Below are 21,620 nucleotides of genomic sequence, written 5' to 3'. Positions count from 1 at the left end.
ATACCCTATTTTATTTTACTATCGTTTGAACATAGAGAGTTCTCAAATGAATGATGTTCAAATAGTTTTTTGTTTTATGATATAGAAATCTACTTTATATTATATCATGACTTCTTTCTTTTGTCCGATGATAGCCTTTCAAGCACTCTATATAGAAAAAAGCCATCAAATGATGACTTTTCAGAGGGAGCAAAAAACTGCCCTCTTTATATTTTAAACATTTAAATGTCTTCTTTAAACAGTTGGTTAAAGAAACCGTCTGTGTTTTTAAGAAGGGCTTTGAAGACCTTAGATTTCAAGTCCACTGTATTTTTGAAATGATCTTTAATTTTCGGATCTGACATACCATCAAGATCTTTTTGAACAGCTCTATCAAATAAAGTACGTAACTCATCATAGTTGCTAATATGAGTTCCATCAATATCGATAGCTTCAAAACCTTTCTTAGCTTTAGCAAGAACTTCCCCGTACCAATGTCTCTTCCACTCTTCAAGAGTATTAAAGTTTCCTTTCGATACTTTCTTAATAATAAAGTCATCGCCTAAGAGACCTTTATTTTCGTTATTAGCGGCGCCTTGATGTTTGCTTGAAACATAATCAATAAATCCATGTTCGTATCCATAGTAACCCCACATACGGAAGGCATTGTGCTTAAATGATAATGAACCAGGAGCACCTTGACTCGTATTACCACCATAAATACCAGCCATCATTTGAACATTAACATATGCTGAGTTAGGCGTGAAGTCCTCTGGTCGGAACACACCATTGCCAGGATTATTATGTTTAGTCATAAAGTTATTATCAACCAAATCATCAATACTTGCCAATGGCTTGGTTTTCTCTCCGTCATTTAGGTCACGAACTTTATCCCATTGGTGTGGAGCGGTTAATTTGTTTAAACCATCAACATGTCTATCGACTCTGTCAATTTTCTTGAACCACTTGCTATTGTCACCATTTAATTTTGGAATTACAGCATCTGCTTCAACATAATCCAACATCATTAATGCTTCATTGTAGTTCTTCATGTAGCGATCAATATCTTCACGAGTTTTAAGTTTATCAGGGTCATAGTTATACCACTGTTCACCATTATTCTCACGATGATAAGCCATATTCAAACCTAAAGCACCATATTCTCCGTTTGGATTTGATACCGATGGCGTTTGCAACATACCTTGAGCAAAGGCTTCTAAATCCGTACCTTGACGATGCCAATGACCACCATAGTAAGCCATACGATCATTAACGTGAGTAGTTTCATGTGTAAATGCGGATGTTCCAAAATCACTAATTAAATCTGTCATAACGAAATAAACTGCATCCATCGGTTGCGGTGCTGCAAAAATATATGCATATGCTCCGTATCCATATTGGTAAGGATGATACTTTCCAATACGACCAAAGAATTCCCTGACTGGAGTATAGTCTGGTTTTCCATTTCTATGTCCGAATCTATCAGGCCAACCACCTGGAGCGTTATGATTATCCCATACAGGAGTTGGAACTCCATTTTGACTCTTAAGAAGTTTATCGCGGACATTATCAGTAGCAAGACGTGACCAAAAATCTAAGTAATTAACTTGCTCTTTAGCACGTTTATTGATTTCACTCTTGAACGCTTCACGTTTTTCTGCTGTATCTTTACCATACTTTTCAAATGAACTAAATGAGATAGTATTATACGTTGAAATCATAAATAAATGTGCATTTTTCAAGTTAAGAAGAGGTAAAATCATGCGCCCATGCTGCCCATTATTAATTCCTTCGTATAGACGATATTTTTTGTTGGTAAATGCAGGGTTCGTTGATGGTTGTTCAACTACATACGCGTTCTTTTCAATAGCTTTCTTAAACCAATCATTTATATCTGTATGGTTAGTGAATAGCTTCATATTGTAATGTAAGAATCCATTTAATTCATTTATTCCAATTGTTCCACCTATAGTTTCACGATAAGCTTCTAAAGTTCTATCTCCTTTAACATTTCTTTCACTTGAACCAATTTTGATTAAGAAATCTAAGACATTAACATTCTTACCATAAAAATCAGGTTTAAACATCATAATATCTTTAATTGATAACTCATCGTATTTAAAACCATAATATTGATTTAAGTAGGCCAGTCCCATCATGATTTTAGCTTTGTTGTCTTCAACTTTCTTCAGTAAAGCACGTTCAGCTAATTCGTTATCGTTGAGTTGATGATCTTCATTTTCAACAATAGCTTTAACTAATTTGCCAAGATTTTCTTTCACTTCCGCAAAGCTTTCTTCAAAGAATAGATCTTTAATATAACCATTCTTACGTTCATCCGAATTAGCATTAGGATCTCTAGATGTATCTCGTTTATCCATCAAAGCACGGACTTCTTGTGAAATCAATTCTACACTTGATAATTGATCTTTAACATCAGCAATCAATTTATCACGATTTTTAACAACCATATTTGGTGTGTAAACCACATCATCTAAACCATCAATACTATACTCACGAACTTGTTTCACCTTAGAATCAGCAACTGCTGTCACGTTCATTTCTTCTTTGGTGCCATCCGCATAGTGAACCATAATCTTATCAATATCCGATAGATCAGTAACAAATTGCCCTGCTTTCATACCTGTTACAGACAGAACAGTTTTCTTAACAAGATTGGACTCACCTGTTAACTTATTCCCTTGGTTTACAATCCACTCTTTATTATAGAACGGTTGAAGTTTTTCAATATTGCGATAGGCTTGTTCACGTTCAGCTTTGTAATCTTGCGTTGTCTTATACTCATTATCATGAGTAACAAATCGATTCAATCGGTCAACAAGTAATTCAGGCATCTCATAGGTGTTAGCTGTAATGTTGTAGGTTAAAATTATATTATCAGCCTCTTCTTTCGAAATACCTTTGATGATATTCGAACGATTATAGGATTTATTACCCTCACTAATACCATTTACCGTATAAGTGTTGATAACGCGCTCAGATGTATAATAGGAATCTTGGTCGATATCTGAGTGTCCAAAAGCTATTTCACCGTTCTTTACTTTCATCATAGACACATTATTTTTAATCATACCTAACATCCAGTTATTACCAACTAAGCCACCTGATTTAAGTGAATCTTTAACATAGAGTGTACCTTTTGCCACAGAATTGGTTAAAACACCTTCTCTACTATAGCTATGGTTATCCCCACCATTTTGTGTCGAATAAACAATACCCGCAGCTTGAGCACGGTTACCAATGATATTGGCATCTACATATACTTTATCGATAACGCCTTTCCAGTTTTCTCCAACGATACCAGTCAAGAATTGTCCACCATCGCCGACAGAAGTTACGTTACCGATAAAGGCTACATTTATGAGTGTACCTTGATTATCAATCTTATCAATAAATCCAGATACCCAGTTCTTACCTAATACGTTACCAGTCACTTTGACATCTTCAATTTTAGCGCCGCCTTTAATAGTGTCGGCAATCGGTGCAATGCGGTCTGCCCAAGGCATATTGATATTTACATTCCCCAGATTTACTTTGGTTACTGTACCACCGATAATGTTCTTAAATAACGGACGTTCCGTATTGTGGATGGTATAATGTTTCCCATCTACACTCTTCAATGTACCTCTAAAGTCGCCGTCAACATACCATTTCTTAGGTGTTGGTACATTCGTTGCATTCAAATCTGCTCCGATTTTAAATGTACCATTTTTGTCAGCATTCATGGCATCTACTAACTCTTTAAAGTTATAATAAACGTCATCAACTTTTGGAACTGGTTTTTCAATATAATGAACATACTTGTTACGAACTTTCGTTGGGTCTGTGTGTTGAATCAAATCTTGTGCTTCAGCAGTTATTTTGTAAAGTTTTTGACCTTCTTCAGTCACCAACTCAATCTTATCAACTGCTAAACGTGTTACTTTATTATCACGACTAGTGATTTTTAAGTACATTTTCTTCACATCTTCATCTGAAGGTTTTTCAGTCATGAAATCACTAGGTGTTTCAGTACCATCGTCATTTACCTTCACTAAATTAGTAGATGAAATATTTTTAATTTCAACTTTTTTCAAATCCAAGCGAAGTGGTTTCTCTTCTAATGTTGCAGTTTCTTCTCCCTTACCACGGTCATAGGTCATAGTGGTCTCTATCTTATAGTCCTTGTAGAATTTTAAATCTTCTACCTGCTTATTTAACTGCTCTGAAGTCAAATCTACTGTTTTGACAATTTCATTTCCATCTTTAATTGTCGCAGTAATTTTATTGATTGTGACTCCATCTGTATTAACTAAATGATAAGAAAGAGTTGCGGATCGGTTTAATACATTTGTATTTGTTCTATCTAAGGTCAAAACAGGAGCCGTTTTTTCTTTAGGTTTTTCTTTGGTACCTTTTACAAGAATTTTAGGCTTCATTTCTTTCAAAATAGTTACTGTTTCAACTGGGTCACTGATTTTTTTGCCATGTAACTCTTCATAGCTAGTAACAATTTGACGTTCGCCATCCTCACCAACTTGTCTAACAGAATCATCGCCTATAAATTTGCTAGGATCAGGTTCTTCTATAGTGGTTTTAGGAATAGTCTCTGTCCGAATATCGGTATGTAAAGAAGGCAACTCTTCTCTTTCTGATGCAACTTCTGAAACTGTAGATATTGGTTCAGTATACTCTGGAATGTCGTTAACAGGTGGTGCAATCAAGTTGCCGTTTTCATCCACTCCTGTTGTACCTACTGGTTCAGTGTATGCTGGAATGTCGTTAACAGGTGGTGCAATCAAGTTGCCGTTTTCGTCTACTCCTGTTGTACCTACCGGATTGGTATACTCTGGTTTTTCGCTAACAGGTGGCTCAATCAAGTTGCCGTTTTCATCTACTCCTGTTGTACCTACAGGTTCAGTATATTCTGGTTTCTCAGTTTTAGGCGCTTTATCTGGAACTGTACCTACAGGAGCTGTGTACTCTGGCTTCTCAGACTTAGGCGCTTCATCTGGAACAGTACCTACAGGTTCAGTGTATGCTGGTTTTTCATGAACTGCTGGTTCAACTAAATTACCGCCAATTGGAGCTGTATATTCTGGTTTCTCATGAACTTCAGATTCTACCAGATTACCACTAGCTGGTGCTGTATGTTCTGGCTTCTCAGCTTTAGGCGCCTCGTCAGGGACTGTGCCTACCGGTGCAGTGTACTCTGGCTTCTCTGATTTAGTTGTCTCGTTTGGAACGGTGCTTACAGACTCTGGATTTTTAGGTTTTTCTGCTTTAGGCGCTTCATTAGGGATACTTTCCTGAGTTTCAGATACTGGAACATTTTTTGTCCCCTCAGCTTTATGTTGAATTTCTGAAATTGCATCATCATTAAGGGGTAAGTATCCAATATAACGATACCCAGCAATTTGAACTACTCCTTCATTACTTGGAGCTTTCAAAGGATTGCTTAGATCGAGAGCTTGCATACTAGAAAGACTAATCAGTCCAATCGTAGTAACTAAGAACAGACTAGCAACTTTTTTATTTTTATGAACCAAAAGGACTAAACTACCAACAGCTAATAGACCTAAAGCTGTAAGCACAGAAGTCGATGAACCTGTCGCAGGAAGAGTTTCCTGCTGATAAATAAGAGCATAAGTTACCTCATTATCAGTAGGAATTCCTGCTTGAATCTTGCTTTGTTCTTCCTTTGTAAGATCGCTTTTTTCAACATAATGATAGGTAGAAGCATGAATGATTGACGGCGCAACCAAGATACTTCCGAGTAATACCGAACCAACAATCCCACAGATTTTTCGGATCGAAAATCGTTCTTTTTTAAATAATGACAAGCGTAATCACCTTCTTTAATTTTATTTCCTAACAGTAAAAACTATTTTTTATTCTCAAAAATTGAACTTCTAAAATCATCGGTTTGGTCAAGATAAGCTTTAAAGATTGCTTTTTTCAGTTTATAAACTCTACTATTCGTATCCGGGTATTCTTGTGCTCGATAATCTTCAGCATCTTTTTTAACCGCTTCTCTAATTATACTTCTTAACTTATCGATATTATCAATAGTTATTGTCTCTTGACGACCCCAATTGTTAGGGTTTACAAAGCTAATTCTTGATAATTTATTGAATTTATTTTCTCGTTCTTTATACATCGCTTTTTTAAACTCAACCCAAGAAGAATATTCATCATTAAATACTTTTTTAAGCACTAGTTTATCTGTGACCAATCCTATTTCTTTACCATATGAATTAATCTTGCTTCCATTAGCTTTTGCTTCTTTTTCATACTGATTAGAAATATACGGAACCATACCTTCTTTATATCCTTTAGCAGCTAATAGTTCAAATGCCATACGACGCCCCATTAAATCACCTGGAGTTCCTTTATCACTACTTAAGGCAGAATATATAGGTGAGAAAAGATTAATTGTGTAGTATCCATTTCGTTTATACTCACCTTCATTTATATATTTTCTTCTTGTGATTATATCGTTTTCTATTAAACTATTGAAAGAGGTTAACTTGTTTAGCTCATCAAGATTTAATCTACGAACAACATTTGTTGCATAAACTTCATTTCCATCAGGATCAGGTTTATACTCATTCTCTATTTTCCTTAATAGCTCCCCTTTCTCATTGGTATCTAAGTTAACTACTGCTTCTCCTTCTAATTTCTCAAGTGTATAAACTAAATCAAATAAGTTATGCATATATTTACGCAAGTCTTCTGCACTATTAAATTGTTGAGTTGGATCAGCTACTTGAAGTCTTGTTGAATTTTCTGAATCCTCATATTTCAATATAGAGTTAATCGTAATAGTAGGGTCATTTGGATGATCAGGAGCTTGAAGTAATCCTTTCGCATAAAACTCTGGTCCTAATCCGCTTCTTCTTCCATATCCTCCAAGATAAATCTCTCTATCTGAGTTATGTGTCATTTCATGAGTATAAGTTACCGCTCCAGATTTATCTAACATACGATAAGCCATATAGTAGAATGCGTCACCTGTTGCATATGCACCATTAGCGTTGTGAACAACATTATTTCCAGCAGGGCCAAAGAAGTTTTTAATAGCTGGATGATTAGTTTCAAAGTTAGCTTCTTGTAACTTATTATCTTTATCATTTCCAAATCTAAATGCATCATAAACTAGTACACTTCTATATAATTTTTCTTTATTTTCTTTATCTAGAATTTTATACCAATAATCATAATGATCTCTAAATCGTTTAGCCGCTGCTTCTGCATTCTCTTCTACAAATTTATTTAATTTGTCTCCCTTAGGATAGTCAGAACTTCTATATCTATCATAAGCACCAAATCCTATAGTTGAAATATTGGCAATCATAAATATCATTTTTTCTTCTGGTAAAGTTAATAACGGTAAGACCATACTTTGATATTTCCATGATGGACTAGTTAATCTATCATATACCCCAATAGAATATTTAGTTCCCTCTTTCCCTTGTTTTTCTCTTACCTCTTCAATTGTAGATTTTTCTTCTACAATATATGCTCTTGTTTGTTTTTTAAACCACTCATTGTTAGAAGTTTTTGGTAAGAATACTTTTCTATATCCTTCTAATGCCTTGAATAAAGTTTCTGTCCCATAATTCTTCGCTAACAATACATTATAAGTAATAACGTTATTTTTAGCTAATAAATTATTAAATCCAGATCTACCTAGTTCAATAACATTATCTAGAGCTGAACTATTTGATTTACCAAAGAAATCCAAGTGATACATTATTAAATCTTTAGCATTGGTTTCTCCATAATTAAAATTATACCAGCGTTCAAGATATGTTAAACCTAACAATAAGGCTTCCTTATTATTCTTAATTTTCTCAATTACATAATTATCTATTATCTTATTGTTATTTTCAGCTACTGCCGCATCTGCTGAAAGAAGTTTTGATAAACTATCTTCAATGTTTGCTTTTGTTTTCTCAAATTGTTCATCTAGATATAATTCTGTTAGTTTTATATTACTAGAGATATCTAATACTTTTCTTATCTTATCTGAGTTGTAATTTACAGATTTCAATTCTGATACAACGCTATTAATAATATTATTGTAATTATGTAATAATGTGTTAGGTGTATACATTAGCTTTGTATTAGTTATTTCATATTCTGCTACTTTAGAGAAATCTTGTCGATATTTTATATCTAATGTTTGAGTAGTATTATCTGAATAATGAAGTAATAGTTTATTAATTCTTTGTTTATCTTTATTAATATCAGTAATTACGTCTTTATCACTCATTGGAACTACAGACACAAGCTCTTTAGTAAATAAATCATTATTAGCATCTACTAAATTACCATACTTGACTATAGTCTCTCTATTGTAGAAAGGTAATAATTTTTCAATATTTTTATATACTCTTAATCTAGAAATATCAGCATCTTTTAAGTTTTTATAATCTGTTTCATATCTAGATGAGAAGTTAAAGTCTTCTATCTTAGTATTTTTCTTAGGAACAAGTTCAGCTTTTTTCTCTGCAACTTGGTTACTTTCAAGTAATGTACCTCTTTGTTCTTCTGAATCTTTACTAAGTATTTCGTCATCTACTTGAACTACTTTTACCACCTTATTATTTTTATTACTATACGTGTTAGTTGCTTTTATACCGTCAAAATTATAACCAGCAATAGCATTACCATTTGTTACATTTACGTCGCTTAATACATTTGTAATTTGACCTGAGTTACTTACTTCAGATGAACTATTATCCCAAAGATTACCTACAACTCCACCAACTTTACCAAAAGGCTTCACATTATTAAGATTACCTTCAGTATAGCTATTACTAATCGTTGCTTTTTTATCAACAACACCTGCTATACCACCAACAACCTGATCTCCTGTATTAGCATTCGTAGCCATATCAATAGATGAAACTGATCTATCGATTAAAGCACCAGCACCTGAAAGTTTCCCTACTAATCCTCCAATTTGGTAAGTTGATTTTGTATCATAAGTATTAGTTATTCTACCTGTAAAGCTACTATTCGAAATAGTAGAATTATCAACTTGTGAAACCAATCCACCAATACTACGTTCACCAGCAATTACACCAGATGAATGAACATTAATAATTTTAGAACCTTTACTCGCCATTTTCGCTATTGTAGCTGCATCTTCTTTAGAAGAAACATTCGCTTCTTTTATTGAAAGATCTTTTACTGTAGCACGGTTTAAAGTTCTAAATAATGGTTTTTTCAGATTATATATAGCGTAGTACTTATCATTATTTTTACCAATTAATGTACCTGTAAACTCATTACTAACATAACTTTCTTGACCATCTTGAAGTTCTACTTCACGAGCATCCATAGTTGCTCCTAAACGAAACTCTCCAGAAGGATTACTATTCATTGCTTCGACTAAATTTTTGAATGATGTATAAACGCCATTTTCACTTCTCACCATCTTAGGTAGGTAGTAAGTGTAATTGTCTAAAGTACTATTGTTTTCATGTTGAATTAAATCATTAGCTTGTCCTACAATTTTATAAACATCTTGATTATCTTTTGTAGCACTTTCAATACTCTTAACGGGTAACATAACATCTTTAAAATTCTCCGATTTTACTTTCATAAAGTAGTTACTAGGATTATTTGGAACCGTATCAAATGAGGTTACATGTCGATATTTATTATTTTCTAAAGTATACAATTCTACATTAGAAATATTTCTAAGCTCTAGTTTCTTGTCGACTTGTTTTTCTTCTTTAATTTTATCTTTAGGACGTTCCGCTTCCCCATTTGTAGGACTTACCTCATTTTCAGGTTTAGTATCTTCTGCACTAGGTTGTTCGATTTTACCAGTATATTCTTTCGGTGCTTCTACTTTCTCTGGCTCGACTATCGCTCCGGCTTGCACCCCTGTGTATTCTGGCAGCGGAGCTACTTGTTCTGGTTCTACTATTGCTCCGGCTTGTGGACCTGTGTATTCTGGTAGGGGTGCAATCTGCTCAGGTTCAACAATAGCTCCAGACTGTGGACCTGTGTATTCTGGTAGTGGTGCAATCTGCTCAGGTTCAACAATAGCGCCGGCTTGTGGTCCTGTATATTCTGGAAGCGGTGCTACCTGCTCTGCTTCAACGATAGCTCCAGCCTGAACTCCTGTATATTCTGGTAGTGTTGCTGACTGCTCTGGTTCGACTACAGCTCCAGCTTGTACGCCTGTGTACTCTTTTGGTGGCTCTACTTTTTCAGGTTCAACAATAGCTCCGGCTTGCACTCCTGTGTATTCTGGTAGGGGTGCTACCTGCTCTGGTTCAACAATAGCTCCGGCTTGTGGTCCTGTATATTCTGGAAGCGGTGCCATTTGTTCTGGTTCTACTACAGCCCCAGCTTGTACTCCAGCATATTCCGGTTCAACTTTTTCAGGTTCAACAATAGCTCCAGCTTGTAGACCTGTATATTCTGGTAAAGTGGCTACCTGTTCCGGTACACCTTTATCACTTACAACTGCTTCTGGCAACTCTGGTTGAACTTCCGGTACACCTTTATCACTTACTACTGCTTCTGGTAATTCAGGCTGAATTGCTGGTTCAACAATAGCTCCAGACTGTACGTCCTTATGTTCTACACCAGTCTCAGGTTGGTCCTTTATAACTTGAGGTTTTTTGTACCTTTTTCGACTATTCTTGTAACAGGCGCAGTCGTTGAAGTTGAAATAATTTCTCTAGAAACTTCTTCCTTGTTTACAGAGAATATTCTGATGACTTCAACTTTCTTACCTAATTTACCTTCTTGTTTGACTCTTACAGTTCCTTCAGCTAAATCAGGATTCTCCTGAATTTCTTCTTGAAAATCTATTTTTGTCTCTATAGCTTCCTCACGATATAAGAGTTCAGGTTTGTTCAACTGACCTGATAAAACTTCATCCTGTGGATTTAGTGTATTTACCCCAGTCTTTTCTTTTGGAGAAACCTTCTTGTCTTTATTCGTTTTTAGATTCTTATGTTCGGCTAATTGTTCTTGAGAATTTGAAGATTGTTTCTCTTCTTTTGTTGGATTGGTTAATTCTGTAGAGAGAGGTTTTTCAACTACTTGGACTTCTGTGGACTTAGTTGAAGAAACAGGTTTTTCTTCCTGAATTGTTTGTACCTTTGATGGATTCTCTACAAAATTTGGTGTAACATTGTAATCTACCTTTTGTTGATTTTTAGAAGTAGCTACTGATTTCTCTTGATTACTTACTTCGGAATCAGAAGTAGTTTTCCCCTCTTTGATATATCCAATATAAGTGTAACCTGAAATCTCTTTAGGAAGAGGTAATTTTTCTCCTGAAGTTAATTCATAGTCCGTATTGTAATTCAGTAAGAGATTATTTTCTAAAGCATGAGCTGAAACTAAGACACCATTTCCTATCCCTGCAACCAATACTAAATGTAATACCGTTTTATTCTTAACTTTTTTCTTAGAAACAGCAAAAACTAAAATCCCCAGAGCTGCTAAGCTAGCACCAGCAACTAAGGCTTGCACCTCATTCTTGCTTCCAGTATTTGGCAATTCTCCCAATTGATTTTGGGAATTTAATTTATAAACAAGATAATAAGTCTCATCATCATTCTCCACGTATGTCGGAATATCATAGACAAGCTGCTTCTTTTCTTCTGATGATAGCTCTGAATCTGTTACATATTTATAGTGAACACCTTTAGTTTCTTGAGCATCCACAGATGAACTAGCTAATACAGACATAAAAAATAAACTTGAAATCGTTGCAGATACAAGTCCTACTGATAATTTTCTAAATGAAAAACGTTCTTGTTTTTCACCAAAATACTTTCCCATGATTCCTCCTTGAAATACAATTTATAAATGTTACAGAGACCTTTATTATATTAGTGTATTATCTATAAAAAAGGCAATATACCTTAATTATACTCTTTATTTACCGAAATGTCTTAAAATTGCGTAGCGTTTTCATACTTTGTTTTATATTATTTTGGGGATACAGTAACACCTACCATGGCATTTCCACGGCAGGTGTTACTCATATCACTAATCGTTCTAAAAATGGTTTGAGGCAGTTGAGGAGAATACCTTCTATCCAGCTTTCTTGTGCTGAGGATAGATGTTCTGTCTGGAGGCTTTCTTTTAAAAAGTCTCGGACTTGTTCTGGTGCGATTTCAAATTCAAAGGCTTTCATTTTATAGAAAAAGTCTAGCAGATGGTCTGATAAGTATTCAGTTGAAAAAGGCACTTCTCCACTTTTTCGATATTCTAATAAGAGCCGAGCAAATCTGGCTTTTTCTTCAGGAAGCTCACGAAAATAGGAATTGAGGAGCCAGGTCTGCTTCTGCTTTCTTTCAATTGGATCCTGACTAGCAATTCGTTGGTCTTTTTCCAGCTCTTTTTGGTATTGTTTGGCCTTGATAGCCCGTTCTGTCCGATTTTTACCAAAAAGAATTTTCTCCCATTTGCGTTCTTCTTGAGTCAGGGTCTCTGTAAATCCAAAGTAATCTTGATAGGCACGCTCTGCTGGGCCCATAGCTAGAACCAGATTGTCTGCATATTGCTTGGCGATTTTATCTCTCTTTTTGCGCTCTTTCTCTGCCTGAATACGGAGTTCTTGTTCGTAGTCAATTTTATCTTTTCCTAGTTTGACAAGGTAGAGTTGGTCATCTGGTTTTCCAAGTAAAAAGGGTTTGATACATTTTTCAAGAACTTCTTCCATCCGAGCCTTTTTCTTTGGTTCCGCCTTGGTCCAACTTCCTCCTTGAAAGACTTCTAGGAAGAGCTGGTAGTCTCTATCAGGGGAGAACTGATTGCCACGATTAGGTTTAAAAACACCTTTTTCCCAGAGCCACTTTAGAAGTCGCTCGTCAAAGTCACTTTTGTTAACCTTGATTTTTTCCTTTTTCTGGGCTTTTCTGGTCAGATTTTCAGCCTTTCTGAGTAGTTTTTCTTCCTCTTCCAATTGCTGGTCAAGGGTCAATCGATGAAAATGCCGAACACAATCACTACCAATCGGAAAGAGGCGTTGACCTGTGACACCGTTAAAGAGTTCGTAAGCGTATTTGATGGCATTTCCACACACACAATTGCTACGGCCGATACCGTTAAAAATCAAGGAAACTTCATTCCATTCCTTGGTAGCTTGTTCCCAAGTATCAGATTTTGAAGCCTGTAAAACCGCATCATGCAGGGATTTTCTAACCGGAAGTGTCATGAGGTCTCCTTTCTAATATTCAATGAAAATCAAAGAGCAAACTAGGAAGCTAGCCGCAGGCTGCTCAAAACACAGTTTTGAGGTTGCAGATAAAGCTGACGTGGTTTGAAGAGATTTTCGAAGAGTATAAATTATACTTTTACAACTTGAACCTCGTCTTTACCGAGTAAAATCAAGTATTTTTCAATATTTTCAATCGAATAGGCTCGTGATAAAGCCTCTTCGTATAGGGCTAACTGACCACGATAGCGGTCTATGAGTTGACTTGGATCATCATAGCGGTCTGTCTTATAGTCGAACAGAACGATTTTATCCTCGTAAAGCAGATAGCCATCAAGGATACCACGGACAACGAAATCTTCCTGACTCTTTTGGTCTCGTTTGAGCATAGAGAAAGGTTGCTCGCGATAAAGATGGTTGGTATTAGCGAGAATTTCCTGACCGAGCGCTGTGTCAAAGAATGCAAGAATTTTCGAAAGATTAATCTTGCATTTGACAGCTTGGCTGGTTTGAACTTGTTTGAGAGTTTCTGTCAGGCTAGCAAGCGTTGGTCGCTGGCTGAGGTCAATTCTCTGCATCAGTTCGTGGGTAGCACTACCAATCTCAGCTCCTGTTACCTTTTCTTTGCTTGAAAAATCTGGTAAATCAAAGTTGATTTTCTTGTCTACTGACTGGCCTTGACCTGCAATCTCGACACCTTCCATATCCATAACTGGTTCGTAGAATTTCTTGATTTGACTTGGGGTTTGAACACTAGGAAGTTCAATAGCTGCGCGATGAAGAGTATTATAAACTTCCACTTCTTTCAGCATTTCAAGAGCTTCTTTAATGGTTTCTGACTGACGATTGTCTGCTTGGGAGCTATCTTGGAGAAGACTCTTGGTTTCCAACTGACCGATAGCTTCTCTAGTCAGCTGATCTTCACCAACAAAACGATAGCTAAAGTTGAGATTATCCTTTGCAAATACTTTACTGATAGCCCAAATCCAATCTTGGAAATTACTTGCTTGAAGTCTAGTGTTGCTGTTTAGTTTTCCATTTTTAGCTGCAGGAAATTCTTTGCCCTCCAGCTTTTCACGAGAGCCCTTACCGATAAGATAGAGCTTTTTCTCAGCCCGCGTCATGGCAACATACAGCAGACGCATCTGCTCTGAGTAGCTTGCCAGCTGTAATTCCTCTTCGTTCTGTCTATAGGTCAGGCTAGGAATGGAGAGTTTGATGGTTTTAGGATAGTGATTTTCGACTGCTCCTGTATCCATCTTGGCAATGTATTTGACACCTAGTCCATTTTTACGGCTGAGAATGACTTCTGACATGCTGTCTTGCTTGTTAAAATCCTGATCCATATTGAGTATAAAGACGTAAGGAAACTCTAGCCCTTTACTCTTGTGAATGGTCATGAGCTCTACTGCATCTTTTGGCGGTGCGACGGCCACGCTTGCCAAATCGTGCTGGGCTTCTAAAACTTGGTCAATCATACTAATAAAACGTGACAAGCCTTTGAAATTACTCTTTTCAAACTGGTCAGCTCGCAGTGCTAGGGCATAGAGATTAGCCTGTCTAGCAGGACCATTTGGCAAAGCCCCAACATAATCATAATAAAAACGGTCATTGTAAATCTTCCAAATCAAGTCATAGAGGGAGTGGGTTTTGGCATACAAGCGCCAAGAATCCAAGATATCCATGAATTGGTTTAGTTTTTCAGCTAAATCAGTATGAATTAAGTTTTTCTGGCTTGTTGCAAGTTTTTGAGCATTGACCAGTTTCTCATAGAGATTTTCTTGGACTTTATCCTCTGCTTTCTGAAGGGACAAACGTGCTAACTCGTCCTCATCAAAGCCAAACATTGGAGACTTCATAAGGGCAACCAAGGCATAGTCTTGCAGGGGATTGTGAATGACACGAAGGGTGTCTAGCATGACTTGCACTTCTAGGGATTGGAGATAATTGTTTTGCTCTCCATCGGTTTTGACAGGAATTCCATACTCAGACAGGGCGAGAAGAATCTGGTCATTACGACTGCGACTGGAGGTCAGAAGGGCAATTTCTTTAAAGGAAACACCTTTCTCCTGATGAAGTTTCAGAATCTCCTTGATAACTAAGCGCATTTCGCCTGTTAGTTTCATTTCTGCCTGCCCCTCTTCTTCCTCACTTGTGTCGTCCTTGTCGTAGAGGAGAAATTCTGCCTTATTGTCTGTATTAGGAATCAGTTTGGTATTGGCAAAAACAAGCTGGTGCATGTTATCATAGTTGATTTCTCCGATTTCTTGGTCCATAAGACGTTCAAAAACATCATTGGTTGCTGATAGCACTTCTGAACTACTACGGAAATTTTCCTTTAGGAGAATCAGCTTGCCTTCTTGGGGATTTTGCGCATAGCGTTGGAATTTTTCATTGAAAATCTGCGGGTCTGCCTGACGGAAACGGTAGATAGATTGCTTGATATCCCCCACCATAAAGCGATTATGGCCATTAGACAGCAATTCCAGCATCCGTTCTTGAATGTGATTGGTATCCTGATACTCATCGACCATGACTTCGTGGAAACGCTCCTGATAAGCCTCACGGACTTGCGGGAAATTCTCTAAAATCTCGATAGTGTAATGGCTTATATCAGCGAATTCAAAGGCATTTTCCTGTCGTTTTCTCTGACGATAAACCTCCACAAAATCACTCATGAAGGTTTGGAAGGTTTTAGCTAGTTTCCAAGTGTCTCCATGATAACGTTCTTGATAGTCGAGAATGGTTATCTGGTCTGCTAGTTGTCCTAGCCTAGCAAACTGGGTCTTTCTCTCTTCGTTGTAAGCATCAGCCAGAAGCTTCAAATCAGCCTTACGACTGGCATTCGTCAGAGCTCGACCATTTTTTTCCTTAGAGATTGCGACAACACGCGCAAGCCCTGCTTGATAAGCCTGCCTATCAGACTCTTGATTTAAGGAGCCAATTTCATCCAGAACTAACTGAACATTTTCTAAATAAGCAGCCTTTACAAATTCCTTGGCATCATTATCCAGATGATAACGGAAGAAACTTTCCAAGTCCCAAAGGGCTTGCTGGATTTGCTCAGTTAGTTTTTCTTTTTCATTCGTAAAATCAGCTTTCTCAAAGCCTTTGAGGAAAGATTCACTCAGCCATTTCTGAGGATTGCTGGTGGATTGGAGAAAGTCATAGATTTTATAGACCTGCTGGCGTAGCCCCCGTTCATCCTTGCCACGTCCAGCAAAGTTTTTCAGTAAATGACTAAAGGTCTCTTTCTGTTTACCTTGGTAATGGGCTTCAAATACCTCATGGAAGACTTCGTTTTTGAGAAGAAGTTGCTCGCTCTGGTTTTGTAAAATACGGAAATTAGGCGCAATATCAATCAGATAGCCATGTTTACCAAGGAATTTTTGTGTGAAAGAGTCCATGGTTCCGATGGCAGCGTTGGGTAGGTCTGCCAACTGGCGACCCAAGTGTTGTTTGAAGTCAACATCGCCACTTTCTTGAATTTGTTGGCTGATTTTCTTCTCCAAACGTTCTTTAAGTTCAGTCGCAGCCTTGACGGTAAAGGTTGAGATAAAGAGTTGAGAAATTTCGACACCACGCGCCAATTGGTCCAGAATGCGCTCGGCCATGACAAAGGTCTTTCCAGAACCAGCCGATGCTGAGACCAGAATATTCTGGCCAGAAGTGTAGATAGCTTCGATTTGTTCGGCAGTTTTCTTTTGTTCCTTGCTCGAATTTGCTTCAGCTTCTTGCAATTTTTGAATTTCTTCCTCAGTTAAAAAGGGAATGGACTTCATCGTTTCAACTCCTTTCTCATTTTTTCAAACCAAGCTTGCTTGAGTTTTTCTCCGATCAGGCGCTTGCCATCAGCTAAGTCCAACTTTTCTAGGAAACGGGCTTGGCCCAAGTGATAATTGGCTTCAAATCCTGTGATGGCTTGGTGTTGCTGGACGTATGGGGCAATACTTCTGCTATTTTCGGTATAAGGGTTAATGGCGAACTGGCCTGCTAAAATCTTCTCAGCAGCTTTCTTGTAAAGACAGGCATTGTAGTCCAGTAGGAGCTGAAATTCCTCATCTGTCAGCTGATTAGCCTTGTTTTTGTTGTAAAAATCGCCCAAATGACTGCTTTCTTTTTCTAAAAAGAGTCCTTGGTATTTCATAGATTTGCTGGCTTCTACGACTGCACCTGCCAGACTTTTAACCGCCATCAAAGATTGGACGGGTTCAGCCATTTCCAAGTACATGGCACCAAAAAAGTTCTGCTCCCCTTCTCTTTTTAAGGCAGCTAGATAGGTTGGCAACTGGGAATTGAGCCCATTAAAGAAATGAGGAAACTGGAACTGAGTCAGACTGGATTTGTAGTCTACTACTCCTATCGCTCCATCAGCTTTCAAACGGTCAATCCGGTCCACCTTGCCTCGTACAAAGACACTGCGACCACTGTCCAATTGAATAAAGGCCTGCTCTTTTCCACCGAAATTCGCTTCCTCTTTGATGGTTTCGATGGCTGGATTGTGTCGGAGAATATGTCCAGTCGTCCGTGCGACATCAAGCAGAACTTCCTTGGTGAACTGGGCTTCTAAACTTTCTTGATAAATAGCCTCAAATTCGCGTTCTTGACTGGTTTCTTGAATAGCTTGTTCTAAACGTTGGTCAAAAGAATCTTCGTCAGGCAACTGCAAGGCACGTTCAAAAATGCGGTGCAAAAAATTCCCGTGACTACGGGCATCTGGACGCAGGCGTAATTCTTCTTGCAAGCCTAAAACGTAGCGAAGAAAATAACTGTATTGGTTCCGGTAAAACTCCGTCAAACCAGATGTAGACAGGTAAAACTCCTGATCAGCAGGATAGAGCGCCTGCAAGGTGTCCTTAGCCAACTGCTTACTGTTTGGACTGGTTGGGAGAGCTGGATTTTCCAGACCTTGCTGATCTAGTTTTTTACCCATGACACGCGCCAGAACCTTAACAAAAGTCAAATCTTGATCAGTATCGCTCGTCTCGCCCTGCTGGTGATAGGCAACCAGACTGGACAAAAGACTGTGATAGGACCCCATATCCTCCTTAGACAGCCCTTTGTGATTCATCCTCTTCTCTTTTCGACTAAATCCAAAATGGACCAACTCTTGAAGATAGGCAGATTCCTTACTTTCACTTTCATTAAAAAGGCTTGGAGCCGATAAGACCAACTGCTTACGAGCAGAATTGACCAAGGAAAGCATAGTATAGCGATTTTTCTTGAGGTTTTCACTGCTGGCAATCAGCAATTGAACGCCTTCTTCGGTTGCTTGGTTTAAGCTTTGTCTTTCTTCATCTGTCAATAGACTGGTGTTTTGCGCAATTTTTGGTAAATGATTCTGAGTCAGCCCAATGGCATAAACAAAGTCAGCTGTCAGAGGAGCAATCAAATCATAACTCTGCACCAGAACGGTGTCCACTGTTGCTGGAATGGTACGGTACTGAGATAGGCTCATTCCAGAATGGAGCAAGGCTAGGAAGTCCTCCAGACTAACCTGTGAACCAGCAAAAACAGTCGCAAATTGTTCTAAAACATGACAGAATGCCTTCCAAACCTCGGCTTGTCTTTCCTGTTCAAGAGCTTCCATAGTGGCTGTCAAATCTTGCAACTGCTTGGTCACAGCTCCTTCTTTTAGAAAGCTATTCCACTTGTACAAGAGATTTTCAGCCTTTTGTTTTCGGCTAGCAAAAAGAGTCTCAAGAGGGGTTAAAATACGCAAACGAAGAGCATTTAAACGTTCCAGATTAAATTTTCCATGGTGGGATTTGGTAAAGATTTGCTGAAAGGCTGGCAAGCCATTGATACCAAGATAACGGATATATTGCTCAAAAGCATCAATATCAGCCTGACTAAGGTCGGTATACAAACCTGTTCTGAGAAGGTTAATCAAATCCTCCTGACGGAAACGATAGCGTTTTAAAGCCAAGATAGACTCGACAAACTGTGTCAAGGGATGGTGAGCCATAGCTTCGCTTCTACCAATATAAAAAGGAATCTGATACTGGTCAAAAATCGTTTTTAGAGATAATTGATAAGAAGCTACATCCCCCAAGAGAATACGAAAATGCTTGTAGCTCAGGTCTGAGTTCTCATGTAATTTCTGACGAATGCTACGGGCTACTAACTCCAACTCCTCCTTTTGTGTCAAGCAAGACCAGATTTGTAAGTTTTCACGGTCTTTCTCATCGACATCCAAAGCGAGTTCTGAAAAGTTATAAGAAGACTCCAGCAAACGAGAGGCCTTATCAAAACTATCCATCTTCTCATGAGTCTGAGAACGGTCTTGAGCAGGAATTTGGTATTTAGAGGCTAGATGATGGAGAAACTCCACACTGGCTTGATAGAGATTGCCTTCAGCGAATGGACTGGTATAAGCTTTCTTACTAGCATAAGCCCCAATAATAATCTCAACTCCCTTGCCATGAAGTAAGTCCACAATTCGTTCTTCTTCGGCAGAAAAACGGGTAAATCCATCAATGACTAAGGCGATTTGAGTAAAATCACTACTAACTTTGTTATTCTCAATAGCATCAATCAATTGAGACAACTGACTTCCTTGAGCCAACTGGCCTTGATTGAGATAGGCCGTTACCTTCTCAAAAATCAAGAGTAAATCAGATCGCTTGTCCTCATCCGTCAAACTCTCCAAGTCTAAAAAGTTCATCTGAGCCTTGGTCATCTCGTGGTAAAGCTCAATCAACTGCTGGATAAATTGAGGATCTTGCTTGATAGCGCCATAAACACGTAAATCCTTAGGATCAAGTTCGGCAAGGCATTTGTAAAAGGCCATCCCAAGACCAATATCATCAAGACTGATCTTGGCAGGCAAATCATTCAAAATCAGGTAACGAGCCATTTGAGTAAAGCGCGTGACGGTAATCGCAAAAGAAGCCTGCTGGGACAAGCATTCCAGCACGGCGCGTTCCTTTTCAAAAGAAAGAGAGTTAGGAGCGATATAGAAGACTCGCTTGCCAGCAGCAACTAGCTCTTCTGCTTCTCTAGTTAGAACCTCGGTCAAAGAAGTCCGAATATCAGTATAAAGTAATTTCATCTCTGCCTCGTTGGAATTTTTCATTACCCTATATTATACCATGATTAGTCTCGTAAATCTGTTAAAATATTTAGGCCATCCTTTCTTTTATTCATCATCTGCTAAATCTGCTAGATCTTAAATACTTAATTTTACTTGTATTATAGATAGAATAAATCTGCCTACTGAAAATCACATAATGAAAAAAGCCTCGGTAACAAGGCTTTGAGTTTTATGATTGTTTCTTAGGTACGGAATACACTTCAATGTGTTGTCCTAGTACCTTGATGTCGACTGGTAGATTATCTGATTTATCGCCATCAACATCCGACTCTAATTCGATATCAGAAGAAATTTTAATAGTACGTGCCTTTATATATTCAATATTTTCATTCTCTACAAGATCTCCTTTTAACAAATCCGGAATCAAAGATAATTTAGAGAATATAGAAGCATCTTTCAAAATTAGAATATTTGCATATCCATCCTTGTTTTCTTCAAAGATTTTTTTATCTGCAAAATAATTTGTTAGAAGTACTAAAACATGACTTGCTTCCCCAAGGTAATTTCCATTTTCGGTTTCAACTTTAATGTTAAAGACTTGATCTGTCATGACAGACTTCATGGTATTAACTGCATAAGCCAAGATACCAAATTTCGTTTTATCTTCAATTTCAACATTATGAATGGCTTCAGGGAGAGACCCGATACTAAAGATATATCCAAAATAGTGACCATTTGCTTTTCCGATATCAATCTTATCAGTTAAATTGAAATCTAGTTCTTCAATAGCTCCGTCAATATCTTGATTGATTTCTAAAAGTTTTGTAATCAGGTTACCAGTACCACCTGGTATAATTCCCAGTTTAGGAATATAGTCCCTTTCAGCAATCCCTGAAATAACTTCATTGACCGTACCATCTCCACCAAAAACTAGAATTGATTCATATCTTTCTCTAGCAGCTTCTTCTGCGAAATTTGTAGCATCTTTAGCTTTTTGAGTAATTTTAGTTTCCACATCATCAAAATACTCTCTTGCTTTATTCTCCAGCTTCTCTTTGTAATCTAAAGCTTTTTCTCCTCCAGAAGTTGGATTGATAATTAGCATTATTTTTTTCACTCTGTATTTTCTCCTTAAAATTGAAATAGAAAGGTTATTCTCGATGAAAATCAAAGCGTAAACTAGGAAACTAGACGCAGGCTACTCACGACATTGTTTTGAGTCTGTATATTAGCCTAACATGGTTTAAAAAGATTTTCTAAGAGTATTAACCTGATGACACATGATATTTGCGTATATTGCTATTATACAATGAAATGTTAAAAAATAGAAATAAATTGCTTTTAATATCGGTTTTTATCTCATATTAAAAAATGATCTATTTTTTACTAGTAGGTTGTTCT

5 protein-coding genes and 1 pseudogene are annotated in these 21,620 nt (G+C 37.4%); all 6 read right to left on the bottom strand.

What is annotated here, in order from left to right:
• Positions 1-221: 221 nt before the first annotated feature.
• Positions 222-5,822 (bottom strand): SIALI-17 repeat-containing surface protein, encoded by a 5,601-nt coding sequence (locus HT725_RS01140; RefSeq protein WP_173252903.1) that lies wholly within the window; start codon positions 5,820-5,822, stop codon positions 222-224.
• 41 nt (positions 5,823-5,863) lie between these two features.
• Positions 5,864-11,802: pseudogene (locus HT725_RS01135) on the bottom strand (ZmpA/ZmpB/ZmpC family metallo-endopeptidase).
• A 202-nt stretch (positions 11,803-12,004) separates the two neighbouring features.
• Complete coding sequence (locus HT725_RS01130) at positions 12,005-13,183, bottom strand: hypothetical protein (protein WP_173217868.1); 1,179 nt, start codon at positions 13,181-13,183, stop codon at positions 12,005-12,007.
• Positions 13,184-13,314: 131 nt separating this feature from the next.
• On the bottom strand, positions 13,315-16,965 hold the full coding sequence (gene addA, locus HT725_RS01125; RefSeq protein WP_173252902.1) for a helicase-exonuclease AddAB subunit AddA: 3,651 nt from the start codon (positions 16,963-16,965) through the stop codon (positions 13,315-13,317).
• Positions 16,962-20,237 carry an ATP-dependent nuclease subunit B gene (gene rexB / locus HT725_RS01120; protein WP_173217864.1) on the bottom strand — a complete coding sequence of 1,092 codons (3,276 nt, stop codon included), beginning with the start codon at positions 20,235-20,237 and terminating at the stop codon, positions 16,962-16,964. Before rexB ends, addA begins: the two co-directional genes overlap by 4 nt.
• 211 nt (positions 20,238-20,448) lie before the next feature.
• A complete protein-coding gene (locus tag HT725_RS01115) occupies positions 20,449-21,336 on the bottom strand; it encodes a diacylglycerol kinase family protein (RefSeq protein WP_050253051.1) in 888 nt (295 codons plus the stop codon).
• Positions 21,337-21,620: the final 284 nt, after the last annotated feature.

Origin of the sequence: Streptococcus sp. 2579, assembly GCF_013277195.1 — a bacterium.
Taxonomy (GTDB): Bacteria; Bacillota; Bacilli; order Lactobacillales; family Streptococcaceae; genus Streptococcus.
The sequence above is the reverse complement of the archived record's forward strand: the minus strand, read 5'-3'. Positions and strand labels throughout refer to the sequence as shown.